This window comes from Streptomyces sp. GL_148, from assembly GCF_057834205.1.
The window spans coordinates 1,677,373-1,701,417 of the sequence record NZ_CM174396.1 but is presented as its reverse complement, the minus strand read 5'-3'; the positions used below and the strand labels follow the sequence as shown (position 1 = coordinate 1,701,417).

24 protein-coding genes are annotated in these 24,045 nt (G+C 71.8%); 17 read left to right on the top strand and 7 right to left on the bottom strand.

What is annotated here, in order from left to right; genetic code table 11:
• The first annotated feature begins 16 nt into the window (after positions 1-16).
• Positions 17-781: a proteasome subunit alpha gene (gene prcA / locus AC3IYI_RS07800; protein ID WP_489409487.1), complete on the top strand. Its 765-nt coding sequence runs from the start codon at positions 17-19 to the stop codon at positions 779-781.
• 65 nt (positions 782-846) lie between these two features.
• Here prcA and AC3IYI_RS07795 read toward each other — a convergent pair whose 3' ends face one another.
• Complete coding sequence (locus tag AC3IYI_RS07795) at positions 847-1,848, bottom strand: LacI family DNA-binding transcriptional regulator (RefSeq protein WP_489409486.1); 1,002 nt, start codon at positions 1,846-1,848, stop codon at positions 847-849.
• A 146-nt stretch (positions 1,849-1,994) separates the two neighbouring features.
• Between AC3IYI_RS07795 and AC3IYI_RS07790 the strand changes: the two genes are divergently transcribed.
• From AC3IYI_RS07790 to AC3IYI_RS07730, 13 genes are all read left to right on the top strand, one after another.
• Entirely contained in the window at positions 1,995-3,296 is a 1,302-nt protein-coding gene (locus tag AC3IYI_RS07790; RefSeq protein WP_489411464.1) for an MFS transporter, read from the top strand.
• Positions 3,297-3,431: 135 nt separating this feature from the next.
• Positions 3,432-4,793, top strand: coding sequence for a Pup--protein ligase (gene pafA / locus AC3IYI_RS07785; protein ID WP_053678744.1), 1,362 nt, complete (start codon positions 3,432-3,434; stop codon positions 4,791-4,793).
• Positions 4,794-4,929: 136 nt separating this feature from the next.
• Entirely contained in the window at positions 4,930-5,868 is a 939-nt protein-coding gene (locus AC3IYI_RS07780) for an FKBP-type peptidyl-prolyl cis-trans isomerase (RefSeq protein WP_489409485.1), read from the top strand.
• Between the two features lie 49 nt (positions 5,869-5,917).
• Entirely contained in the window at positions 5,918-6,295 is a 378-nt protein-coding gene (locus AC3IYI_RS07775; RefSeq protein ID WP_243334032.1) for an FKBP-type peptidyl-prolyl cis-trans isomerase, read from the top strand.
• A gap of 144 nt (positions 6,296-6,439) precedes the next feature.
• Positions 6,440-7,402 (top strand): helix-turn-helix transcriptional regulator, encoded by a 963-nt coding sequence (locus tag AC3IYI_RS07770; protein WP_489409484.1) that lies wholly within the window; start codon positions 6,440-6,442, stop codon positions 7,400-7,402.
• A 92-nt stretch (positions 7,403-7,494) separates the two neighbouring features.
• Complete coding sequence (locus tag AC3IYI_RS07765; RefSeq protein ID WP_489409483.1) at positions 7,495-8,469, top strand: helix-turn-helix transcriptional regulator; 975 nt, start codon at positions 7,495-7,497, stop codon at positions 8,467-8,469.
• On the top strand, positions 8,447-8,704 hold the full coding sequence (locus AC3IYI_RS07760; protein WP_489409482.1) for a hypothetical protein: 258 nt from the start codon (positions 8,447-8,449) through the stop codon (positions 8,702-8,704). The genes AC3IYI_RS07765 and AC3IYI_RS07760 overlap by 23 nt, the downstream gene beginning before the upstream one ends.
• 26 nt (positions 8,705-8,730) lie before the next feature.
• Positions 8,731-8,931, top strand: coding sequence for a hypothetical protein (locus AC3IYI_RS07755; RefSeq protein WP_243334039.1), 201 nt, complete (start codon positions 8,731-8,733; stop codon positions 8,929-8,931).
• A 170-nt stretch (positions 8,932-9,101) separates the two neighbouring features.
• Entirely contained in the window at positions 9,102-9,401 is a 300-nt protein-coding gene (gene tatA / locus AC3IYI_RS07750; protein WP_243334040.1) for a Sec-independent protein translocase subunit TatA, read from the top strand.
• A 61-nt stretch (positions 9,402-9,462) separates the two neighbouring features.
• A complete protein-coding gene (gene tatC, locus AC3IYI_RS07745; protein WP_489409481.1) occupies positions 9,463-10,428 on the top strand; it encodes a twin-arginine translocase subunit TatC in 966 nt (321 codons plus the stop codon).
• Between the two features lie 37 nt (positions 10,429-10,465).
• Positions 10,466-11,392, top strand: coding sequence for a diacylglycerol kinase (locus AC3IYI_RS07740; RefSeq protein ID WP_489409480.1), 927 nt, complete (start codon positions 10,466-10,468; stop codon positions 11,390-11,392).
• 85 nt (positions 11,393-11,477) lie between these two features.
• Positions 11,478-14,330 carry a DEAD/DEAH box helicase gene (locus tag AC3IYI_RS07735; RefSeq protein WP_489409479.1) on the top strand — a complete coding sequence of 951 codons (2,853 nt, stop codon included), beginning with the start codon at positions 11,478-11,480 and terminating at the stop codon, positions 14,328-14,330.
• 90 nt (positions 14,331-14,420) lie between these two features.
• Entirely contained in the window at positions 14,421-15,071 is a 651-nt protein-coding gene (locus AC3IYI_RS07730) for a TetR/AcrR family transcriptional regulator (protein ID WP_489409478.1), read from the top strand.
• A gap of 20 nt (positions 15,072-15,091) precedes the next feature.
• Here the strand turns inward: AC3IYI_RS07730 and AC3IYI_RS07725 are convergent, their stop codons facing one another.
• The 4 genes from AC3IYI_RS07725 to AC3IYI_RS07710 form a co-directional block, all read right to left on the bottom strand.
• A complete protein-coding gene (locus tag AC3IYI_RS07725) occupies positions 15,092-16,063 on the bottom strand; it encodes an RluA family pseudouridine synthase (RefSeq protein WP_489409477.1) in 972 nt (323 codons plus the stop codon).
• A gap of 29 nt (positions 16,064-16,092) precedes the next feature.
• Entirely contained in the window at positions 16,093-17,640 is a 1,548-nt protein-coding gene (locus AC3IYI_RS07720; RefSeq protein ID WP_489409476.1) for a serine hydrolase, read from the bottom strand.
• Between the two features lie 65 nt (positions 17,641-17,705).
• Positions 17,706-18,554: a siderophore-interacting protein gene (locus AC3IYI_RS07715; protein ID WP_489409475.1), complete on the bottom strand. Its 849-nt coding sequence runs from the start codon at positions 18,552-18,554 to the stop codon at positions 17,706-17,708.
• A 61-nt stretch (positions 18,555-18,615) separates the two neighbouring features.
• Positions 18,616-19,521, bottom strand: coding sequence for a 5'-3' exonuclease (locus AC3IYI_RS07710; protein WP_489411463.1), 906 nt, complete (start codon positions 19,519-19,521; stop codon positions 18,616-18,618).
• Between the two features lie 186 nt (positions 19,522-19,707).
• Between AC3IYI_RS07710 and AC3IYI_RS07705 the strand changes: the two genes are divergently transcribed.
• Together AC3IYI_RS07705 and AC3IYI_RS07700 are read left to right on the top strand one after the other, a co-directional pair.
• On the top strand, positions 19,708-20,361 hold the full coding sequence (locus AC3IYI_RS07705) for a helix-turn-helix domain-containing protein (protein ID WP_279345743.1): 654 nt from the start codon (positions 19,708-19,710) through the stop codon (positions 20,359-20,361).
• Between the two features lie 4 nt (positions 20,362-20,365).
• Positions 20,366-21,085 (top strand): helical backbone metal receptor, encoded by a 720-nt coding sequence (locus AC3IYI_RS07700; protein ID WP_489409474.1) that lies wholly within the window; start codon positions 20,366-20,368, stop codon positions 21,083-21,085.
• Between the two features lie 17 nt (positions 21,086-21,102).
• On the opposite strand, the gene AC3IYI_RS07695 is transcribed toward AC3IYI_RS07700, so the two are convergent.
• Positions 21,103-22,260, bottom strand: coding sequence for a TDT family transporter (locus tag AC3IYI_RS07695; RefSeq protein ID WP_489409473.1), 1,158 nt, complete (start codon positions 22,258-22,260; stop codon positions 21,103-21,105).
• Between the two features lie 70 nt (positions 22,261-22,330).
• Between AC3IYI_RS07695 and AC3IYI_RS07690 the strand changes: the two genes are divergently transcribed.
• The gene (locus tag AC3IYI_RS07690; protein WP_489409472.1) at positions 22,331-23,272 is read left to right on the top strand and encodes a LysR family transcriptional regulator; all 942 of its coding nucleotides are present in this window, start codon (positions 22,331-22,333) and stop codon (positions 23,270-23,272) included.
• A 52-nt stretch (positions 23,273-23,324) separates the two neighbouring features.
• Here AC3IYI_RS07690 and AC3IYI_RS07685 read toward each other — a convergent pair whose 3' ends face one another.
• Positions 23,325-24,023 carry a gamma-glutamyl-gamma-aminobutyrate hydrolase family protein gene (locus AC3IYI_RS07685; RefSeq protein WP_489409471.1) on the bottom strand — a complete coding sequence of 233 codons (699 nt, stop codon included), beginning with the start codon at positions 24,021-24,023 and terminating at the stop codon, positions 23,325-23,327.
• Between the last annotated feature and the right edge of the window lie 22 nt (positions 24,024-24,045).

Here is a 24,045-nt window from a genome sequence, read left to right as displayed (position 1 = left end):
AAGGGACGGAAAGCCGGTGTCGACTCCGTTCTATGTGTCACCCCAGCAGGCCATGGCCGACCGGGCGGAATACGCCCGCAAGGGCATTGCCCGCGGTCGCAGCCTTGTTGTGATCCAGTACGCCGACGGCATCGTGTTCGTCGGTGAGAACCCGTCCCGTGCGCTGCACAAGTTCAGCGAGATCTACGACCGGATCGGCTTCGCGGCCGCCGGCAAGTACAACGAGTACGAGAACCTGCGCATCGGCGGTGTGCGGTACGCCGATCTGCGTGGATACACCTACGACCGTGACGATGTGACGGCCCGTGGGCTGGCGAACGTCTACGCGCAGACGCTGGGCACGATCTTCTCGAGTGCGGGGGAGAAGCCGTACGAGGTGGAGCTGGTCGTGGCGGAGGTCGGTGCGACCGCCGCGGGCGATCAGATCTATCGCCTGCCGCACGACGGGTCGATCGTCGACGAGCACGGTTCGGTCGCGGTCGGCGGCAACGCCGAGCAGATCAGCACCTTCCTCGATCAGCGGCATCAGGACGGGATGACCCTGCCCGACGCGCTGAAGCTGGCGGTGCAGGCGCTGTCGAGTCAGGCGAACGGTGCGGACAAGTCGATTCCGGCGGAGCGGCTGGAGGTGGCGGTGCTGGACCGTACGCGGGCCCAGCAGCGCAAGTTCAAGCGGATTCGTGGCCGGCAGCTGTCGCGGCTGCTGGAGGCGGACGTTCCGGCGGCGGCCCAGGCGGACGCCGTGTCGAACGACGAGGCTCCCGAAGAGGAAGCCGAGTAGAGCAGTCTGTAGTGCGTGGGAGCGCCCCTGGCCTTTGGCCGGGGGCGCTTTCGCGTTCCTGGCTCTCAGATGCCGGGTGCGGGTCCGGAGGAGTCGCGGACGACGAGGTGGACCGGGATGTCGACGGGGGTCCAGGGGGTGCCTTCTAGGACGGCGAGGAGGGCGGTCATGCCCTGTTCGCCGACGCGTTCGGCGGGGAGGTGGACGGTGGTGAGTTCCGGTTCGACGGCGGTGGCGAGGGCGAGGTCGTCGAAGCCGGTGACGGAGAGGTCTTCGGGGATGCGCAGGCCGAGGCGGCGGGCGGCTTTGCAGGCGCCGGCGGCGAGGATGTCGTCGTCGCAGACGACGGCGGTGGGGCGGCGGTCCGCGGGGGTGTCCAGGGCGCTCTCCATGGCCGTACGGGCGGCTTCCACGCTGAGGTGGGCCCGTACGGTGCGCAGCTCCGTGGTGGGCGGCAGGAGGGCGGCCAGGGCGTTGGCTCGGACGTCGAAGGTCCAGGAGTCGATGGCGGAGGCGAGGTGGAGGAAGCGGTGGTGGCCGTGGTTGAGGAGGTGTTCGGCGGTTTGGCGCATGCCGTCGGCGATGGCGAGGTTGACGTGGGCGTGGGCGGTGTCGGCGGTGGGGTCGCTGTCGAGCATGACGAGGGGGAGTGCGTCGCCGCCGAGGGCGTGGAGGGCGTCGGCGGCCATGGAGGAGGCGATGACTCCGTCGAGGGCGGCGCGGGCGGAGGCGAAGGGGTTGCGGGCGGGGCCGGTGCCGTCGGGGGAGGGGTAGAGGACGACGCCGAAGCCGTGTTCGGCGGCGATGCGGGCGGCGCCGGTGTAGACGCGGGCGAAGAATTCGTTGGTGAGGGCGGGGACGACGAGGAGGGCGGTGCGGGTGGAGCCGAGGCGGAGGTTGCGGGCGGCGAGGTTGGGGCGGTAGCCGAGTTCGGTGGCGGTGTGGCGGACGTGGTCGGCGGTGCGTTCGGAGACGCGGCCGCGCCATTTGTCGCCGAGGACGAGGGAGACGGTGGCCTGGGAGACTCCGGCGGCGGTGGCCACGTCGCGGCTGGTGGGTCTCGTCACACGGTGCTCCTGTAGCGCGAGGTCACGGGGGTGTGGGGGTCGGGTGGGTGGACCGTCCGACTGTGGTCATGGTACGTATGACCGGTCACGTTATACGTATTACTTGGGTGGTGCCCGGCTGGGTCCGGGCGGAAGAGGGGGCGGACATGGCCGCGGGTTACGCGGAGCTGCTCAGGACCCGGCATGCCGCGAGGCTGCTGGTGGGCACGCTCATAGGCCGGCTGCCGAACGGGACGGGGCCGATCGCGATCGTGCTGTTCACCCGGGCGGAGGGGGGCAGCTACAGCCTGGCGGGGGCCCTGGCGGCCGTGTACGGGGTGTCGAACGCGGTGGGGCAGCCGTTGCTGGGGCGGGCGGTGGACCTGTTCGGGCAGCCGCGGGTGCAGTTGCCGGCGGCTGTGGTGTCGGCGCTGGGCATGGTGTGGCTGGCGTTGGCCGGTACCGGGTCGGTGGTGGTGGCGTACGCGGCGGTGGTGGTCGCGGGGCTGTTCACGCCGCCGCTGGAGGGCGGGCTGCGGGCGCTGTGGCCGAGCGTGCTGGGCGGCAAGGAGGAGCGGGTGCACGCGGCGTACGCGATGGACGCGGTGGCCCAGGAGGTCATGTTCACGGTGGGGCCGCTGCTGGTGACCTTGTGTGTGGCGCTGTGGGATCCGGCGGCGGCGCTGTTGGTGATCAACGGGATCGGGGTGCTGGGGGCGCTGTCGGTCGTGGTGTCGGAGCCTTCGCGTACGTGGCGTTCGGCGCCGCGGGAGGCGCACTGGCTGGGGGCGTTGCGTTCGCGGGGTCTGCTGGCGTTGCTGGGGGCGTTCTTCTTCGTGGGGACGGCGCTGGGGTCGATCACGGTGGCGGGTGTGGCGTACGCGGACGAGCACGGTGGTCAGGCGGTGTACGGCTGGCTGATGGCGGCGCTGGGTCTGGGTGCGCTGTTCGGTGGTGTGCTGTACGGGGCGCGGCAGTGGGCGGGGGCGCCGGAGCGGCGGCTCTGGTTGCTGCTGGCGTTGCTGGCGGTGTGTTACCTGCCGCTGATGCTGGTGCCGGGTGTGGTGGCGATGACGGTGTTCGCGGCGCTGGCGGGTGTGTTCCTGGCTCCGGCTCTGGCGTGTGCGTTCATCGTGGTGGACCGGCATGCTCCGGCGGGCACGGTGACGGAGGCGTTCTCGTGGCTGGTGACGTTCTTCGGGGTGGGTGCGGCGATCGGTACGGCGGCGGCGGGTCCTTCGGTGGAGGCGGGGGGTACGGCGGCGGGTTTCGCGGTGGCGGGCGTGGCGGGGTTCGCGGCGCTGCTGGTGCTGACGGTCACTCAGCGGGTGCTGGCGCGTCCGGGTGGGAGTCGTGCGGTGGCGGGTTCTGGGCAGGGGTCGGTGGCGGGGCGGCCGGCGGGTGGCTCGGCGGGGCCGTTGGAGGGTTCTGCGGAGGCCTCGGTGACGGGGTCTCAGCCGGGCCGGTGAGGGGCCCGGTGGCGGGCCGGTGGGCGGCGGGTGGTCGGCCGGTTGGCGGGCTTCGGGGTGGTCTCTCGGGAAAATGATCGAAACGGCGCCTGCGAACTCGGTTTCAGAACAGAGCAGAAGGCGTAATGTTCAGTCATGGACCGCCGCATTTTCGGGCTGGAGAACGAGTACGGCGTCACGTGCACGTTCAGGGGACAGCGCCGACTGTCTCCTGACGAAGTGGCGCGCTACCTCTTCCGCCGTGTTGTGTCATGGGGCCGCAGCAGCAATGTCTTCCTGCGGAACGGCGCCCGCCTCTACCTCGACGTGGGTTCGCATCCGGAGTATGCAACTCCCGAATGCGACAACCTGATCGAACTGGTCACCCACGACAAGGCCGGCGAGCGCATTCTCGAAGGCCTTCTCGTCGACGCCGAACGCCGCCTGCACGAGGAGGGAATCGCGGGCGACGTCTATCTGTTCAAGAACAACACCGACTCGGCGGGAAACTCGTACGGCTGCCATGAGAACTACCTGGTGGCCCGGCACGGGGAATTCTCCCGGCTGGCGGACATTCTGATCCCGTTCCTCGTCACGCGGCAGCTGATCTGCGGTGCGGGCAAGGTGCTGCAGACGCCCCGGGGCGCGGTCTACTGCGTGAGTCAGCGGGCCGAGCACATCTGGGAGGGCGTCAGTTCCGCCACGACGCGTTCGCGGCCGATCATCAACACGCGGGACGAGCCGCACGCGGACGCGGAGCGTTACCGGCGTCTGCACGTGATCGTGGGCGACTCGAACATGTCCGAGACGACCATGCTGCTGAAGGTCGGGGCGACCGATCTGGTGCTGCGCATGATCGAGGCGGGCACGGTGATGCGGGACCTGACGCTGGAGAACCCGATCCGGGCGATCCGGGAGGTCAGTCACGACATCACGGGTCAGCGCAAGGTGCGCCTCGCGAGCGGCCGGGAGGCCTCCGCGCTGGAGATCCAGCGGGAGTACTACGACAAGGCGGTGGACTTCGCGGAGCGCCGGGGCATCCGTACGGGTGTCGTGGACCAGGTGCTGGAGCTGTGGGGCCGGACGCTGGACGCGATCGACGCGGAGGACCTGGACCGGATCGGGACCGAGATCGACTGGGTGATGAAGTACCAGCTGATCGAGCGGTACCGGGCGAAGCACAACATGACGATGTCGAATCCGCGGGTGGCTCAGATAGACCTCGCGTACCACGACATCCACCGCAGGCGCGGGCTGTACTACCTGCTGGAGCGCAAGGGGCAGGCGGCGCGGATCTGCAACGACCTGAAGATCTTCGAGGGCAAGTCGGTGCCTCCGCAGACGACGAGGGCGAGGCTGCGGGGTGACTTCATCCGTCGTGCGCAGGAGCAGCGGCGGGACTTCACGGTCGACTGGGTGCATCTGAAGCTGAACGACCAGGCGCAGCGCACGGTGCTGTGCAAGGACCCGTTCCGGTCGGTGGACGACCGGGTGGAGAAGCTGATCGCGGGGATGTGAGGGCAGGCAGGTCGCTGCCTGGCGTCGTGTGACATCGCACTGATCTTGGCCAGGGCCTCGTACGGATCTCGTACGGGGCCCTGTCCACGCCTTAGAGTGGCGACGACCTATGTGCCGTCTGAGATCTGAGGAACACGTGCGCCGACTTGCCGGCCTGCTTGTCGTACCCCTTCTGCTGCTGTCGACAGCGGCCTGTGGCGACAGCGGCTCCGACTCCGCCGAGATGAAGAACGGGGCGCCCGCGATCACGAAGGGCGCCAAGTTCGGGGAGACCCCCACCCTGTCGAAGGGGAAGGGCACCCCGCCGAAGGAACTGAAGGTGGTGACCATCAGCGAGGGTGACGGCCCGGCGCTGAAGAAGGGCGACATCGCCCAGGTCAACTACCTCGGCCAGGTCTGGGACGGCAAGGAGCCGTTCGACCAGAGCTTCGGCAAGGGCAAGCCGTTCGACGTGACCATCGGTGCGGGTCAGGTCATCAAGGGCTGGGACCAGGGCCTGGAGGGCAAGAAGGTCGGCAGCCGTCTGGAGCTCGTGATTCCGCCGGACCTCGGTTACGGCGACCAGGGCTCGGGCGACAAGATCAAGGCGAACGCCACGCTGGTCTTCGTCGTGGACATCGTCAAGGGCACCTCCGTCCCGGTTTCGGCCAAGGGCAAGGAGGTCCCGCAGACGGACGCCGCCCTGCCGAAGGTCGGTACGAACACGGACGGCAAGGAAGTCTCCGTGGCCATCCCGAAGGACGTCGCGCCGCCGACGAAGCTCGTGTCGAACTACGTCCTGGAGAGCGACGGGGCCGTCGTGAAGGACACCGACAGCGTCGTCGTCAAGTTCAACGGCAAGACGTGGAAGGACGACAAGTCCTTCGAGAGCACGTACGCCACCGACACGACGGTGACGTGGCCGCTGGCGGAGCTCCAGGTCAAGGGTCTGAAGGACGGGATCGTCGGCAAGAAGGCCGGCAGCCGCATCCTGCTGGTCATCCCGGCGGACCAGGGTTTCGGTGACAAGGAGCAGGGCACCATCCCGGCCAACTCGACGCTGGTCTTCAGCCTCGACATCCTCGCCGTGGTGTAAGACTGTCCGGGTTGTACCCCCTGTAGTTAAGTTTTTGAGGAGCAGTTCCGTGAGCAACGAGCTCAAGAAGCCCGAGATCGACTTCCCCGAGGGCCCGGCCCCCACCGACCTCGTGATCGAGGACATCTGGGTCGGCGACGGCGCCGAGGCCAAGGCCGGTGCCATGGTCTCCGTCCACTACGTGGGCGTGGCCTTCTCCACCGGTGAGGAGTTCGACGCTTCGTGGAACCGCGGTTCCGCGCTGCAGTTCCCGCTCGGTGCCGGCCGCGTCATCGCGGGCTGGGACCAGGGCGTCCAGGGCATGAAGGTCGGCGGCCGTCGCAAGCTGACGATCCCGGCCCACCTGGCGTACGGCGACCGTGGCGCCGGCGGTGCCATCGCCCCGGGCGAGACGCTGATCTTCGTGTGCGACCTGATGGCCGCCTGATCGGTCCGCTGTGAAGCATGTGGGCCCCTGCCTCGAAGGCAGGGGCCCTCGCTTTTGCCCTGGACCATCGGGGCGGTACGGTCAGCGGTCACGAGGGTGTACCGGGGACACGACTCGAAGGTCTGGAAGGGCGGATGGGCGTCGATGGCGATTGCCAAGGCCGAGCGGCTGATGAATCTGGCGCTGTGTCTGCTGGGGACGCGGCGGCCGCTCAGCAAGCGGGAACTGCGCGGTTCCATCGAGGCCTACATGGAAGCCGGGAACGACGAGTCCTTCAACCGCATGTTCGAGCGGGACAAGGATGATCTGCGGGAGCTCGGGCTGGTCATCGAGACCGTCGAGAACCTGGAGGGCGACACGGGCTACCTGGCCCGGCGCGATTCCAACCGGCTGCCGCCCGTGGCGCTGGACGCCGAGGAGGCCGCGGCCCTCGGGCTCGCCGCCAAGGTCTGGCAGCAGGCCCGGCTCGCCGGGGCGGCCAGCGGCGCCCTGCAGAAGCTGCGCGCCGGCGGCATGCCGGAGGCATCGGACCCGTACGAGGGCCAGCACAGTGCCATCGAGCCGCGGATCCCGGTGCACGAGGCGGCCTTCGAGCCGCTGATGCTCGCCTGCCGCGACCGCCGTCCCGTCGTCTTCGACTACCGCAAGTCCACCGCCGCCCGGCCCGAGACCCGCCAGGTCGAGCCGTGGGCGCTGGAGTGCTGGCGCGGCCACTGGTACCTGGCGGGCTTCGACCGCGACCGCGGGGCGGAGCGGGTGTTCCGGCTCTCCCGGATCACGGGCAAGGTCCGCTCGCGCGCCGCCAAGTACACCGCCGAGGTCCCGGACGTGGTGACCGTACGGGAGACCGTGGCGAGCTGGGCCGGGGAGAGCGCGGAGCGCTCCGCATTGATCCGGCTGCGTGCGGGGGCGGGCTATCCGTTGCGGGCCAAGGCCACGGCGGTGCGCGAGGGGGCCGGCGGGGCGGACTGGGACGAGCTGGAGATCCCCTACGGGCACGGGCTGGACGCCTGGCTGGTGGAGTTCGGCCCCGATGTCGTGGTGCTGGAGCCGGCCGACCTGCGGGCCGATGTGGTGGACCGGCTGCGGGCCGTGGCCAAGGGCTGACCCGGACCGCGCGCAGCCGCGCGCGGGGGTTGGGTGGGCCGGGTGACCGGGCAAGATCAGTGAGCAACGCCCTGAGGGGGAGACGTACCAGCATGGCTGCCAACGCCATCGACCAGACGCGCCGGATGCTGTCCCTGGTGACGTACCTGCGCGAGCGCCCGGGTGCGCACGTCGCGGACGTGGCCCGGGCCTTCGGGATCACCGAGGACGAGCTGATTTCGGACCTCGACGTGCTGCCCATGTGCGGGACCAGCTTCCGGGGCGGTGACCTGCTCGACATCGACACCGACGGGGAGCGCATCTGGTGGCGCAACCCCGATGCGTCGGGGGAGTCCACGGCCGAGCCGCTGCGGCTGGCCGCCGACGAGGCGACGGCGCTGCTGGTGGCGGCACGGGCCGTGGCCACGCTGCCGGGGCTGCGCGAGGGGGACCGCCAGGCCCTGCTGCGGGCCACCGCCAAGCTGGAGGCGGCCGCGGGCGAGGCGGCCGGGGCCAGTTCCCGGCTCTCGGTGACCTTCGAGTCCGAGGGCGGGGTCTTCGCCGACGTGGACCGGGCCATCTCCGAGCAGCGCCGGCTGTGGCTGCGCTACTACTCGCCGGCGCGCGACGAGCTCACCGAGCGCACGGTGGACCCGATCCGGCTGTTCGCCGTCGGGCACACCTACATGGAGGGGTGGTGTCACCTCTCCGAGGCCCGGCGCACCTTCCGTCTGGACCGGGTGGCCGAGATCCGGCTGCTCGACGAGCGGGCCGATCCGCCCGCCATCGAGCCCCGTGATCTGTCCGAGGGGCTGGTCCAGCCGGCCGCCGAGGACCCGGAGGTCGTGGTCGAGGTCGGTCCGGGCGGGCGCTGGGTGGCCGAGTACTACCCGCACGACAGCGCCGAGGAGCTGCCGGAGGGGGGCCTGCGGATCACCTTGCGCACCCCCGACCCGGGCTCGCTGCGGCGCCTCGCGCTGCGGCTGGGCCGTGAGGGGCGGATCGTGGCCCCCGTGGAGCTGGCGGACAGCGCCCGCCGGGCGGCCCGGGAGGCGCTCGCCGCGTATGAGGGCGGGGAACAGGGCTGAGGGGCCGAGGGGGATCCGCGCGATGTCGGTCGCGTTCAAGGCGTCCTGTCCCGACTGCCGGGCCCGCTTCGAGCTGGACGCAGGCTCCCTGCGGCTGGCCATCGGCGGCAGTCGGCGCACGACCTTCTACTCCTTCACCTGTCCCGAGTGTGGGGCGCCGGTACGCAAACCGGCCGGTGAGCGCATCGTGGAACTGCTGACCGGTGGCGGCGTGAGCACCCTGCGCAGCGTGTGAGGCGGCCGGTGGCCTAGGCTCGTCGCATGCTGTGGCCGATGTTCGCAATCGCTCTGGGCTTCCTCGGGCTCGCCGTCCTCGCCGTGCTCGCCGTGCGGGTCTTCGTGGAGGTGCGCAGGCTCTCGGTCCAGGTCGCGGACGCCGGGCGCCGGATCGCGGAGGCCTCCGCTGAGCTGGAGCAGGCCGCGACGGGCCTGGCCAGGGCCGGGCGCTCCGTGCGGCCGTAGCCATCGTCGGGCAACCGTCGTACTGTCTGACCACGCAAGCGGTGATGCCCCAGGGGATTGCCTGGCGTTAACCCCCGGGGGTTACGATCCATGTCAGAACGGCTCGCCGATCTCGGTCCGGGCCGTCTTGACTACCACAACCAGCCGTTTCGGTGAGAAGGAAGACACACATGATCGGCAACCTGAAGCCCCTCGAAATCCTCCTGATCGTCGCCGTGATCTTCCTGCTGTTCGGTGCCAAGAAGCTTCCCGACATGGCCCGCTCGCTCGGCAAGTCCGCCCGCATCCTCAAGAGCGAGGCGAAGGCGATGAAGAAGGAGGGGGAGGCGGAGGACGCCGCCACCGCCGCTTCCGTCGCCGACCCGGCGCCCCAGCAGCAGGCCACGGCCCCGCGCACGATCCAGGCCTCGCCCGGTGACGTCACCAGCGCGCGCCCCGTGAACGAGCCCAACCACACCACGCAGGGCTGACGGCGGCCGCCTCGCCGGTCGCGCTCGCACCAGTCAACTGCAACGAGACAAGGGACGTGGGTTGCTCAAGTCTGCCCGCAAGCAGGAGAAGCAGGACCAGAAGGCACGGGACGCCGAAGGGCGGATGCCTCTCGTCGAGCACCTGCGTGAGCTGAGAAACCGGCTGATGAAGGCGGTCCTCGGGGTTCTTGTGGTCACCATCGTGGCCGCGTTCTTCTACAAGGACCTCATCGACTTCATGATGAAGCCGATCCTGGACTCCGTCGGCTGTGCCAACGGCGTGGTCGTGCAGCGCAACGGGAATCCCTGCGCCGCCATGACGGTCAACGGCCTCATCGCTCCGTTCTCCATCGCCCTGAAGGTCTCGCTCACCGCCGGTGTGGTGCTCTCCGCGCCGGTGTGGCTGTACCAGCTGTGGGCCTTCGTGGCCCCGGGGCTGCACAACCACGAGAAGAAGTACGCCGTGGCCTTCGTGGCGGTCGGCGCGCCGCTGTTCGGCGCCGGCGCGGTCCTCGCGTACAACGTCCTGCCGCAGACCGCGGTGATCCTGCTGGAGTTCACCCCCGACAACGCGAGCAACCTGCTGCCGGTCGACGACTACCTCGACCTGGTCACGCGCATGATCGTGGTCTTCGGCCTGGCCTTCGAGCTGCCGCTGCTGCTGATCCTGCTCAACGTCACCGGGGTGCTGACCGCGAAGCGGCTCGCGAGCTGGTGGCGGGCCATGGTGCTGGGCATCACGCTCTTCGCGGCCTTCGCGACGCCCTCCGGTGACCCGCTGACGATGCTGGCGCTGGCCGCGCCGATCGTCGCCCTGTACTTCATCGCGCTCTTCGTCTGTTACCTCAACGACCGCAGGCGGGCGCGGAAGAACCCCGACGCGGGCCTCGACGACGACGAGGCCTCCGAGGTGGACCTGACCCCGGCGCAGGTGGGTGCGGTCGAGCCCGTGGCCGCCCCGGGCGCCCTGCCCGAGCAGGCCGACGGCGGACGCCAGCGGATCAACGGCTACGACGACGCCACCTGATCGACGCGGGCCGGACCTGGCGGGTACATTCCCGCGGGTGAGTGCTGAGATCACCCTCTTCGTCAATCCCACCGCAGGAAGCGGCCGGGCCGCGCACGCCGCGCAGCCGGCCGCTTCCGCGCTTCGCGAGGCCGGTTTCTCGGTGCGGACCGTCGTCGGCGCCGATGCCCCGGACGCCCTGGCCCGGCTGCGCACCGCGGTGCGCGAGGGCACCGGAGCGGTGATCGCGGTCGGCGGTGACGGGATGGTCTCCCTCGCGCTGCAGGCGCTGGCGGGCACCCTGGTGCCGCTCGGGGTGGTCGCGGTGGGCACCGGGAACGATTTCGCGCGCGCGATGGGACTGCCCGTACGGGACCCGGCGCGGGCGGGCCGGCTGGCCGCCGAGGCGCTCAAGGAGGGCCGGGTCCGCGAGATCGACCTCGGCAGGGTGACAGGGACCGGGGCCGGGGCCGGCGCCGGGGACGGCGCTGGTGGTACCTGGTACGGGACCGTGCTGTGCTCCGGTTTCGACTCGCGGGTCAACGACCGGGGCAACCGGATGCGGCTGCCGGCCGGCCGGTTCAAGTACGACCTGGCGATGGCTCTGGAGCTGGCCGCCTTCCGGCCCTTTCCGTACCGGATCACCCTGGACGGCGGCCCGGTGCTGGAGACCGAGGCCACGCTGGTGGCCGTCGGCAACGGCTCCTCCTACGGCGGCGGGATGCGCATCTGCGCGGACGCGGTCCCCGACGACGGGCTGTTCGACGTCACCGTCGTCGGCGACTGCAGCCGGGCCACCCTGCTGAAGGTCTTCCCGCGGGTCTACAAGGGCACTCACCTCGACCATCCGAAGGTCACCGTCCACCGGGCCGCGAAGGTGACCCTGGAGGCGGCCGGCATCACGGCCTACGCGGACGGCGAGCCGCTGGGTCCGCTCCCGGTGAGCGCGAGTTGCGTCCCGGCGGCCCTGCGGCTCCTGACGTAGGACGTCCGGGCCCGGACGGGCCCGTCCGGGCCCGCGCAAAAGACCGCGACTGTTGTCAGAGGCGGCGGGTAGGCTCGATGACAAGATGACCGAAGAACTTTCTCCCGCCGAGCGGTACGCCGCTGCCCGGATTCGCGCCGCCGAAGAGGCGACCGCTCTGTGGCCCTTCCGCGAGATGTACGAATTCGACCTGGACCCCTACCAGATCGAGGCCTGCAAGGCACTGGAGGCCGGCAAGGGCGTCCTCGTCGCCGCCCCGACCGGCTCGGGCAAGACCATCGTCGGCGAGTTCGCCGTGCACCTGGCCCTCCAGCAGGGCCGCAAGTGCTTCTACACCACGCCCATCAAGGCCCTGTCGAACCAGAAGTACGCCGACCTCGCCAAGCGCTACGGCGCCGACAAGGTCGGCCTGCTCACCGGCGACAACAGCGTCAACGCCAATGCCCCGGTGGTCGTCATGACCACCGAGGTGCTCCGCAACATGCTGTACGCGGGCTCGCAGGCGCTCATCGGTCTGGGCTACGTGGTGATGGACGAGGTGCACTACCTCTCCGACCGGTTCCGCGGAGCCGTCTGGGAGGAAGTGATCATCCACCTCCCCGAGTCGGTGACCCTGGTCTCGCTCTCCGCCACCGTCTCCAACGCCGAGGAGTTCGGCGACTGGCTCGACACCGTGCGCGGCGACACCCAGGTGATCGTCTCCGAGGAGCGGCCCGTACCGCTGTGGCAGCACGTCATGGCCGGCCGGCGGATCTACGACCTCTTCGAGGAGGAGTCCGACCACGGCGGCCGCGGCTCCGCGCGCCGCGAGGTCAACCCCGACCTGCTGCGGATGGCGCGCGAGGAGAACAGCAGCCGGTACACCCCGAAGGACCGGCGGCGCGGAAAGATGGTCCGCGAGGCCGACCGCGAGCGCGAGCGGCGCTCCCGCGGCCGGATCTGGACCCCCTCGCGTCCCGAGGTCATCGCCCGGCTGGACGGCGACGGACTGCTGCCCGCCATCAACTTCATCTTCAGCCGGGCCGGCTGCGAGGCCGCCGTCCAGCAGTGCCTGTACGCGGGGCTGCGGCTCAACGACGACACCGCGCGCCTCAAGGTGCGCGAGATCGTCGAGGAGCGGACCGCCTCCATCCCCACCGAGGACCTGCACGTCCTGGGGTACTACGAATGGCTCGAAGGCCTGGAGCGCGGCATCGCCGCGCACCACGCCGGCATGCTGCCGACCTTCAAGGAGGTCGTCGAGGAGCTGTTCGTACGGGGTCTGGTGAAGGCCGTCTTCGCCACCGAGACCCTGGCGCTGGGCATCAACATGCCGGCGCGCACGGTCATCCTGGAGAAGCTCGTCAAGTGGAACGGCGAACAGCACGCCGACATCACCCCCGGCGAGTACACGCAGCTCACGGGGCGGGCCGGGCGGCGCGGCATCGACGTCGAGGGCCACGCGGTGGTGCTGTGGCAGCGGGGCATGGACCCGGCGGGCCTGGCCGGGCTCGCGGGTACCCGGACCTATCCGCTGCGCTCCAGCTTCAAGCCCTCGTACAACATGGCCGTCAACCTGGTTCAGCAGTTCGGGCGGCACCGTTCGCGCGAGCTGCTGGAGACCTCCTTCGCGCAGTTCCAGGCCGACCGCTCGGTCGTCGGGATCTCCCGGCAGGTGCAGCGCAACGAGGAGGGCCTGGACGGCTACCGGGAGGGCATGACCTGCCACCTCGGTGACTTCGAGGAGTACGCGCGGCTGCGCCGCGACCTCAAGGACCGCGAGAACGACCTGGCCAAGCAGGGTGCGTCCCAGCGGCGGGCGCAGGCGGCAGCGTCGCTGGAGAAGCTCAAGCCGGGCGACGTCATCCACGTCCCGACGGGCAAGTTCGCCGGGCTGGCCCTGGTGCTGGACCCGGGGGTCCCGGCCGGGCGGTCCAACGGGCACCGCGGGCACGAGTACACCGAGGGCCCGCGCCCGCTGGTGCTCACCGTGGAGCGGCAGGTCAAGCGGCTCGCCGGGATCGACTTCCCGGTCCCCGTCGAGGCCATCGAGCGGATGCGGATCCCCAAGACGTTCAACGCCCGCTCCCCGCAGTCCCGTCGGGACCTGGCGTCCCAGCTGCGGAGCAAGGCCGGGCACATCACCGTGGAGCGCCACGCGCGCGGGCGGGCGGCCGCGGCCGACGACCGGGAGATCACGCGGCTGCGCACCGCACTGCGGGCACACCCGTGCCACGGCTGCGACGAGCGCGAGGACCACGCCCGTTGGGCGGAGCGGTACCACCGGCTCCAGCGGGACACGCGGCAGCTGGAGCAGCGCATCGAGGGCCGGACGAACACCATCGCCCGCACCTTCGACAGGATCCACGCGCTGCTGACGGACCTGGACTACCTGCGCGAGGACGAGGTGACCCCGCACGGGCGCCGGCTCGCCCGGCTCTACGGAGAGCTCGACCTGCTGGCGTCGGAATGCCTGCGGGCCGGCATCTGGGAGGGACTGAGCCCGGCCGAACTGGCCGCCTGTGTCTCGGCGCTGGTCTTCGAGGCGCGGCAGTCCGACGACGCGGTGGCGCCGAAGGTTCCGGGCGGTGCGGCGAAGGCCGCGCTCGGCGAGATGGTCCACATCTGGGGCCGGCTCGACGCGCTGGAGGAGGAGCACGGCATCAACCAGGCGGAGGGCGTGGGCCAGCGCGAGCCGGACCTCGGCTTCGCGTGGGCGGTGTACCAGTGGGCTTCCGACAAGAGCCTGGACGAGGTGCTGCGCGAGGCGGAGATGCCGGCCGGTGACTTCGTGCGCTGGTGCAAGCAGGTCATCGACGTACTGGGGCAGGTGGCCGCCGCGGCGCCCTCCTCCTCCGCGCCTCCCTCTTCGGAGGGCGGCAGTACGGTGGCCCGCAATGCCCGCAAGGCGGTGGACGCGCTGCTGCGGGGTGTGGTGGCCTACAGCTCGGTGGGGTAGTCGGACTTGTAGGTTCCTCCAAGAGTGGTCATGGCTGGATCTCATCTCTTGCCATGATCACTTCGGTGTGTCCTGTGGGAAAATCAGGCCATGACTGGTGGAACGGATGACGGGCCGAGACGGGTCGGTCGGCCACGCGCCGATCAGCTGAGACCGGCGAGCGGGCGGCCGCCGCGCGAGGAACTTCTCTACGCGGCGGCCGAATTGTTCACGGTGAAGGGGTATGCGGCCACCACCACGCGGTCGGTCGCCGAACGGGCCGGAATGCGCCAGGCCACGATGTACCACTACTTCGGCGGCAAGGAGGAACTCCTCGCCGAACTCCTGGAGTCCACGGTCGCGCCCTCCCTGGAGCTGGCCGGCCGCCTGGTCCGGGAAGCGGACCGGCCCGCCGCCCGCCGGCTCTGGGAGCTGTGCCGCTCGGACGTGATGCTGCTGTGCGGGGGGCCGTACAACCTGGGCGCGCTCTACCTGTTGCCCGAGGTCTCCGGTGCGCGCTTCGCCCGCTTCCGCCGGATGCGTCAGGAACTCAAGGACATCTACCGGGAGTTGCTCGACGGAACCTGTGTCGGAGTCGAACTCGCCGGTGACCGGGCTGGGTTGATGCTCCGCAACGATCTCGTCTTCGGTCTCATCGAAGGCGTGATGCTGATCCACCGCTCCGATCCGGCGCGCCCGGTGGCCGCCTTCGCGGAGGCCACCGCCGACGCGGCGCTGCGGATCGCGGACGTCGGCCGCTAGGGACTCAGGCCCGCAGGCCTTCAGGCCCGGTCTTCGGATCCCGCTTCCCAGCCGGGCCGGTCCTCCCAGGCCCGCAGGGTGCGGCGGCTCTCGATCCGGTGCGCGATCCCGGTGACCGGGTCGGTGAACTCCAGGGTGCGGGCCAGGAGCTGGAGCGGACGCCGGTAGTCGTCGGGCGCCGGGTCGCGGACCACCGGATAGACCGGGTCGCCCAGGATCGGCAGGCCCAGGCTGTTCATGTGCACGCGCAGCTGGTGGGTGCGCCCGGTGTGCGGGGTCAGCCGGTAGCGCCCGGTGTCCCCCTTGACCGCGAGGAGTTCGGCCCGGGTCTCGGCGTTGGGCTCGGCGCCCGCGACCTCCGTCGCCGCCATCACCCCGCGCACCTTCTCGATGTGGCTGCGCAGGGTCAGGGGGAACTCCACCGCCGGGTCGTGGGGCGCGAGCGCCTCGTACTCCTTGCTGATCCGCCGCTCCTGGAACATCAGCTGGTAGGCGCCCCGGTCCTCGGGGTGGATGCTGAACAGCACCAGCCCGGCGGTCATCCGGTCCAGCCGGTGCGCGGGGCTCAGCGCGGGCAGGCCGAGCTCCACCCGGAGCCGGGCCAGGGCCGTCTGGAAGACGTGGCTGCCGCGCGGGGTGGTGGCCAGGAAGTGCGGTTTGTCGGCCACCAGCAGGTGCTCGTCGCGGTACACGACCCCGATGGGGAAGGGCACCACGGGCTCGGGCGGCATGTCCCGGTGGAACCACAGGAAGCCGCCGGGCTCGTACGGGTCCTGCGGCCGCAGCACCCGGCCGCCGGGGCCCAGCACCCGGCCGTCCCGCAGCAGGCGGGCCATGGACTCGGCGCCGCGCGTGCCCTCGTAGCGTGCCGTGAGGTAGGAGCCGAGGTCCGGCCAGGTCCCGTCCGGGTCGGGGGGCAGCCGCATGCGGACCGGGTCGATGCCGGAGACCTGGGGCAGGGGCGCGTCGGGGATGTGGGATCTGCGCTTCACCGGGTACAGGCTATGCGGCCCGCGACGGCCTACCGGCCGGTGAAGGTTCCCAGGTGGTCGGCGTCCAGGTACTCGATGCGGACCGTGCGGTCGGCGGGGGAGAAGAACACCCCGGTGCGGCCGACCGCGTTCTCCCCGGCGGTCTCGTAGCTGAAGGTGTTCCCGTCGTAGTGGGTGAGCGGGAAGACCATCGGCTCCGGGCCGAGGGACAGGGTCAGCTTGCCCTCGCTCGTGGCGGCCACGGTGGCCTTGCCGTAGTAGGGGTTCTCGTAGGTACCGGTGTACGCGGAGTCCTCCGCGGCCGGCTTCGCCCCGGTGGGCGGGTGGGCGTAGTCGGTGGGCGAGCGGCCCTCGGCGTTGAGCTGGGCGTAGAGGGCGCCCGTCAGGGCCAGCCAGTCGGTGGTGGCCTTCCCGTGTTCGGCGGTGTCGAAGAAGTCGGCCGCGACGGCGTCGGGGAGGCCGACGGGGGCACCGTTGGTGAGGACGACGATGCCGAGCTTCTCCAGCGGGAGCATGCCGACGCTGGTGTTGGCGCCGAGCTCGAAGGCGCCGGAGTGGCTCAGGCGCAGCCGGCCGGCGTCGTCGTAGTTGACGTTCCAGCCCAGCCCGTAGAAGCCGGTGCGGCCGGTGGGGGAGGCGGGCGGCTGCGACACGATCTCGGGGAGGTGGGTGCGGGCCAGGGTGTCGGCGGGGATGATCCGCTTGCCGTCGAGGGTGCCGCCGGAGAGCTGGAGCCGCAGCCAGCGGGACATGTCGCGGGCCGTGCTGCTCACCCCGCCGGCCGGGGCCTGGGCGTCGGGATCGCGGACGTAGCGGGGGCTCCAGGTGCCGCCGTCAGGGTTCTTCACGTGGGTGGCGGCGTGGTCGGGGGCGTCGACGAAGGCCTGGAACTCGGTGCTGGTGTGCGTCATCCCGGCGGGCTTGAAGAGGGTGTCGGCGCTGAGTTTCTGCCAGGTGGCGCCCTGGGCGCGGGCGATCGCCTCGGCGGCGGCCGTGAACCCGTAGTTGGTGTAGGCGTAGCTCGCGCGGAAGGGGGTCAGGGGCGCCAGGCGCAGGTGGTCGAGGATGTACGCCTGGTCGTAGCCGAGGTCTTCGAGGAGGTCGCCGGCGTGATCGGGCAGGCCGCTGCGGTGGGAGAGCAGGTCGGCGGCGGTGACGTGGGAGGTCACCCACGGGTCCTTGAGGGCGAAGCCGGGCAGCTCCGTGTGCCGGTCGAAGTCGGCGGGGGCCTTGAGGACCCCGGCCACGACGGTCGAGGAGATCGGCTTCGAGAGCGAGGCGACCTGGAAGACGGTGTCGGGGCCCACCGTGGCCGGGTCGCCGACGCGGCGCAGGCCGAAGCCCTTGAGGTAGACCACCTTGTCGTCGTGGACGACGGCGACGGAGACGCCCGGGACCCCGGTGCGGCGCATCATCTCGGCGACCGTCGCATCGAGGCGCGCCACCGCCGTGGCGACTTGGGCGTCGGTGAGCTGGGCGGTGGGCGCGGGCGGCGGGCTCGGAGCGGCGGTCGCGGTCCCGGCCGTGGCCAGGAGGGCGGCTGCTCCGGCTGCCGTGAATGCGCGGAGCGTACGCATGCGACCCATTGTGCCGCCGAACGGGTGATGCCGCCTCGCGGGGCCGCTCGCCGCGGGATTCCGCGTCAGGACGCGGCGCCGGCCAGGGTCCGTTCCTGCTCGGCTTCGACTTCCGCGTTCCAGTCCCGCTTGATCGCGCGCCAGCCCTCGTCCGTCTGGCCCAGGCGCCAGTAGCCGGAGATGGACAGGCGCTCGCTCGGGATGCCCCGGTCGATGCGCAGGTGGCGGCGCAGGGATCTGACGAAGCCGGCTTCGCCGTGCACGAAGGCGTGTACGTCGGTGGAGGGGAAGTGCAGGGCATGGACGGCCTCGTTCAGCGCCTCCCCGACCGGGCGGGAGCCGCGGTGGATCCAGACCGGGACGATGCCGTCGGGGGTGGTGATCTTCAGTTCGTCGTCCGGGCCCTGGACCTCCACGAGCGCGTGGACCCGCGCCCCGACCGGCATCCGCTCCATCGCCGCGCCGATCGCCGGCAGGGCGCTCTCGTCGCCGACCAGCAGGTGCCAGCCGGCGGCCGGGTCCGGGGCGTAGGCCCCGCCCGGGCCGAGGAAGCGTACGAGTTCACCCGGCTGGACGCGGGCCGCCCAGGGGCCGGCCAGCCCCTCGTCGCCGTGGACCACGAAGTCGAGGGTCAGCTCCAGGCGGGCCGGGTCCCAGGCGCGCACCGTGTACGCGCGCTGGCGCGGCCATTCCTCGCGGGGGTGGGCCGCGCGGATCCGGTCCAGGTCCCAGGGGGTGGTGTAGGTGACGCCCGTCGGTGCGAAGAGCAGTTTCACGTAGTGGTCGGTGTAACTGCCCGCACCGAATCCGGCCAGTCCCGCACCGCCCAGCACGATCCGCACCATGTGCGGACTCAGCCGCTCGGTCCGCACGACCACTGCGGTGCCGACCTTGCGGGCGCGTCCTTCTGCCACGACGTCTCCCTGACTTTCCGACCCTGACTCCGTGAAGCTTAGGATTACCTAAGTTAGCACCTCAGGGGCGCAGTGCGCTGCTCAGACGTTCAACTGCTCCACTGAGGCCCCATCGGTGGGCCAGGGCCGCGACCAGATCCGGCTGGGCCGGGGCGGCCGGGAGCGCCGGGTCGAACGGCGGAAGAGGAACGTCCGAGGCGACCTGGACCACCTTCGGGGCGACCGCCAGATATGGCCTGGATTCGTCCAGCCGCTTGCGCTGGGTGGGGGTCAGCTTCGACGTGGGGTCCTCGATCGCGGCGATGATCCCGGCCAGGTCTCCGTAGGCGTCCAGCAGCTTCGCCGCCGTCTTCTCGCCGATGCCGGGGACGCCCGGCAGACCGTCGCTCGGGTCCCCGCGCAGGAGCGCCAGGTCGGCGTAGCCGGGGCCGTCCACCCCGTACTTCTCGCGGAGCCACGCCTCGTCGGTCACCTGGAGCGTGCCCACGCCCTTCAGCGGGTAGAGCACCCGGCGCTGCTTCGCGTCGTCGACCAGCTGGTACAGGTCCCGGTCGCCCGTGACGATGTCCACCGGGCCGGTGGCGCGGCCGGTCAGGGTGCCGATCACGTCGTCGGCCTCGTATCCGGCGACCCCCACACGGGCGATGCCGAAGGCGTCCAGGGCCGCCTCGATGATCGGGACCTGCGGGGCCAGGGTGTCCGGGGTCTCCTCGACGTCCGGGCCGACCGCGGTCTCCTGCGCGACCCGGTGGGCCTTGTAGGACGGGATCAGCTCCACCCGCCAGTGGGGCCGCCAGTCGGCGTCCATGCAGGCGACCAGGTCGTCGGGCCGGTGGTCCTGCACGAGGCGGCCGATGAAGTCGAGCAGGCCGCGCACGGCGTTGACCGGGGTTCCGTCGGGGGCCTTCACGGAATCCGGCACGCCGAAGTACGCGCGGTAGTAGAGGGAAGCGGTGTCCAGGAGCATCAGGCGTCGTGTCGTCGTCACGATCACGATGATGCACCGGGGGGAAACGGAAAGTGGCGCGGGTACGACCTCCTCTGCCCTTGAGCGCGAAACCGGAGCCGGTTGCTGCGTAAGGTGCTTACAGCACACCGATGTGCGTGGTGCGACGGAACGGAACACCGGAAACAAGGGGAGGGCAGCCCCGCCATGGACGACAGGGACGGCACCGACGGCAAGAACGGACGCGGAGCGACCACCGGCGCGGACGACAAGGAGCGGGACCGGGACAAGGACTCCAGGGAACCGCTCCGGGTGGGCGTGGCGGTGCGCAAGAGGCGCCGGGCCCTGCACCTGACCCTGGCCGCCGTGTCCGCGCGCAGCGGACTGTCGGTTCCCTTCCTGAGTCAGATAGAGAACGAGCGGGCCCGGCCCAGCATGCGGTCCCTGGAGCGGGTCGCCGACGCGCTGGAGACCACGGCCGTCGACCTGCTGGCCGCATCCGACACCGCGCGCACCGTGGACCTCGTACGGGCCGGCGACGACTCGGCGCTGACCCCCGTTCCCGGCGTACGGCCCCTCGTGCGCGGGCACCACCAGTTGCACGCGCTGGAGTTCACCGGGGACCAGGACGCGGGCCGCGAGTACCAGCACCGCAACGACGAGCTGATGTACGTGGTCTCGGGCGCCTGCCAGGTGGAGGCCGAGGGGCGGGCGTACCGGCTGGAGAACGGCGACGCGCTGTTCCTGTCCGGCGGGGTGCGCCACCGCTGGCGGGCCGTCACCGAGGACACCCGGATCCTGATCGTCGCGGTCGGCGAACACATCCACGCGACCTCCGAGCCGCCCTCGCCGGGGCGCTGACCGGATGCGGGTCGTCTCGCTGGTGCCGTCCCTGACCGAGGCGGTGGCCGTGAGCGCGCCCGGGGCGCTGGCCGGGGTGACCGACTGGTGCACGCACCCGGCCGCGCTGGGGGACGTGGCGCGCATCGGGGGGACGAAGAACCCCGACGTGCGGGCGATCGTAGAGCTGCGCCCGGATCTGGTCCTCGCCAACGAGGAGGAGAACCGGGCGCCGGACCTGGCGGCGCTGCGGGCGGCCGGGCTGGAGGTCCTGGTCACCGAGGTACGGGACCTGCCGCAGGCGTTCACCGAACTGGACCGGGTGCTGGTGGGGGCCATGGGGCTGGAGCGGCCCCGGTGGCTGGCGGAAGCGGAGGCCGCGTGGGCCCGCGTGGAGCCCGCCGGAGAGCCGAGGACGGCCTTCGTGCCCATCTGGCGCCGCCCCTGGATGGTGCTGGGCCGCGACACCTTCGCGGGGGACCTGCTGGCCCGCCTCGGCGTGCGCAACGCCTACGCCGGGCACGCGGAGCGGTACCCGAGGATCCCGGCGGCCGAGCTGGCCGCCGCCGGCTGCGAGCTCGTGGTGTTCCCCGACGAGCCGTACCGCTTCACCGCCGGGGACGGGCCCGAGGCCTTCCCCGGTATCCCGGCGGCGTTCGTCGACGGCCGCCACCTGACCTGGTACGGGCCCTCGCTGGCCGAGGCCCCGGCGGTGCTGGGGGCGGCCCTGCGGGCTGCGCTCTAGCGGGCCTTCCTCCAGCTCTAGCGGGGCGCGGCGAGCAGGCGGCCGGTGGCGAGGCCGCGCAGGGTGTTCGCGGCGGCCAGGAGCCAGGCGGTCAGCAGGGCGAGGAAGAGGGCCGCGGCCAGCCAGGAGAAGGCGGTGAGGCCGGTGTGGCGGGCCAGTCCGGCGGCGCCGGTGACGCAGGTGCCGACGGGGAAGGTCAGCGCCCACCAGGTCATGGCGAACCCCATGCCGTTGCGGGCGGCCCGCAGCAGCATCGCCGCGGCCAGCGCCAGCCACAGCAGGGCGAATCCCATCACGGGGACCCCGTAGACGACCGCGAAGGCGGAGAAGGCGCCGGAGTAGGGGCCGGGCATCGACTGGGGAGCCATGTCGGCGAGGGAGTTCACCGCGGTGGTGGACTGGCCGAGGGGGCCCAGGACCAGGAACAGGGTGGGGGTCAGGGCCAGGGGGAGGGGGCCGCTGACGATCAGCCGGCCGAAGATCAGGGGGAGCAGCAGCAGGGTGGCGAGCAGGCTCAGGCCGAACATCGCGTAGCAGCCGAGCAGCATGGCCTCGCGGGCCTGGCCGGCGGGGAGGTGGGGGATGAGCAGGGGGCCCAGCGCGGCGGAGACCATGGGGGCGACCACGGGGAGCAGCCAGACGGGGGTGGCCTGGTGGGCCTCCACCTTGTGGCGGACCACCATCAGGTAGGGGACGGCGACGGCCGCGAGGAGGCCTATCGCGGTGCCGGCGGTGAACAGGACCGTGTCCACGGCCACGGCGGCGGGGACGCCGATGATGTCCTTGCCGACGATGAGCGCGCCGCCGCCGACGGCCAGCAGGGCCATCGAGAGGCAGCCGTAGAAGGGGGCCACGGCGGGGTCCAGGAGGTGGGCGCGGGCCTGGTCGCGGTGGTGGAGCCAGTGGCCGGACCGGGCGGTCAGCAAGGCCGCGAGGGCGGTGGCGGCCAGCACCCAGAAGATCTGGCAGACCACGCGCTGGCCGGGGAGCTGGTACGGGAGGGTCGCGCCGGCATTGGCGATGATCGCCGTGCCCATGACGGAGGCGTACCAGTTGGGGCCGAGGTGCCGCAGGAAGGGGGCCTTGTGGGCTGCGGCGCCGAGGCTTGCGGGGGCCCCGGGGGCGGCGGGGGTCCCGGGGGTGGTGGGACCGGGGCGTACGAGGGTGGTGGCCATGGGTCCAGCGTCCCGCCGGGCGGGGCCGGACGGCAGAGGGTCTCTTCCTATGAGGGCATAAACTGAAGTTATGGGTAATGGGCGCGGTAACGAGGAGTGGGTCGAGGGGCAGCTTCCGCTGGCCCACCGGGTCCCGGACCTGGGGGCCATGGAACTGCTGCTCGCCGTGGCACGCGTGGGCAGTCTGAGCGCCGCCGCGCGGCGGCTCGGGATCACCCAGCCCGCCGCCAGCAGCCGGATCCGGGCGATGGAGACCCGGCTCGGGGTCGCGCTCGTGGACCGCTCCCCGCGCGGATCGACGCTGACGGCGGAGGGTGCGCTGGTCACGGACTGGGCCCGGCGGGTGGTGGAGGCGGCCGAGGCCTTCGACGCGGGCGCGCAGGCGCTACGGGGCCGCCGCGACTCCCGGCTGCGGGTCGCGGCCAGCATGACCATCGCGGAGTACCTGCTGCCCGGCTGGCTGATCGCGCTGCGCGGGCAGCGGCCCGACACGGCGGTGTCGCTGCACGCGGGGAACTCGGCGGTGGTGGCGGAGCGGGTGCTGGCGCACGAGGCGGACCTCGGCTTCGTGGAGGGGCTGAGGGTGCCGGAGGGACTGGACTCGGTGGTCATCGCGCAGGACCGCCTCGTGGTGGCGGTGGCCCCCGGGCACCCCTGGGCCCGGCGCACGCGCGGGGTGGAGCCGGCGGAGCTGGCGGCGACCCCGCTGATCCTGCGGGAGCGGGGGTCGGGGACCCGGCAGGTCCTGGACGCGGCGCTGGCCGGGTGCGGGGGGCTGGCGGAGCCGCTGCTGGAACTGGCCTCCACCACCGCGGTGAAGGCTGCGGCGGTGAGCGGGGCCGGGCCGTGCGTGCTGTCGGAACTGGCGGTCGGGGACGAGCTGGCGGGGCGGCGGCTGGTGTGCGTGCCGGTGCTCGGGGCGGGACTGGAGCGGGAGCTGCGGGCGGTGTGGCCCGCGGGAGCCCGCCCGGCCGGTCCGGCCCGGGACCTCCTCTCGCTGACCCGACGCTGACCCCCGGCCCGGCCCGGCCCGGCCCGTGGAAGAGCCAGGGCGGCCGTCCTGGTCAGGGGCGGGTTGGGCTGGATGCCGCTGTGATCAGGGCTGACATGACGCGGGTGTCCTTGTCCTGTTCCGGGTGCCATTGGACGCCCAGGGTCCAGGGGGAGGGTGCGGGGAGTTCGATGGACTCCACCGTGCCGTCGGTGGCGTGGGAGGAGGCCATCAGGCCCCGGCCCAGGCGGTCGACGGCCTGGTGGTGGTAGGTCGGGACCTCCGACTCCTCCGGGACCAGCGCCGCGTACCGCGTGCCGGGGACCGGGCGGACCGGGTGCCAGGACATCACGCCCGGGCCCGCGACGTGGCCGTCGATGTGCTGGATCAGGGTGCCGCCCAGGGCCACGTTCAGCGCCTGCATGCCACGGCAGACGCCGAGCAGGGGCATGCCCGCGGCCAGGGCGGCGGAGGTCAGGGCGAGCTCCCACGAGTCGCGCAGGGTCGCCGCCGGTCCGGTACGGGGATCGCGCGGAGCCCCGTACCGGACCGGGTCCATGTCCGGGCCGCCCGCGACGACCAGGCCGTCCACCCGGCTGAGCACCTCCGCCGCCGCCTCCGGTTCGTCCGGCGGGAGCAGCACGGCGATGCCGCCCGAGGCCTGGACGAGCTCGTAGTACCCGGTGGGGGTGAGGGCCGTCGGAATGTCCCACACCCCGTAGCGGGTGGATTGCTCGACGTAGGTGGTGATGCCGATGAGCGGCCTGGGCAAGGGGGGTACCTCCGGAGGACGG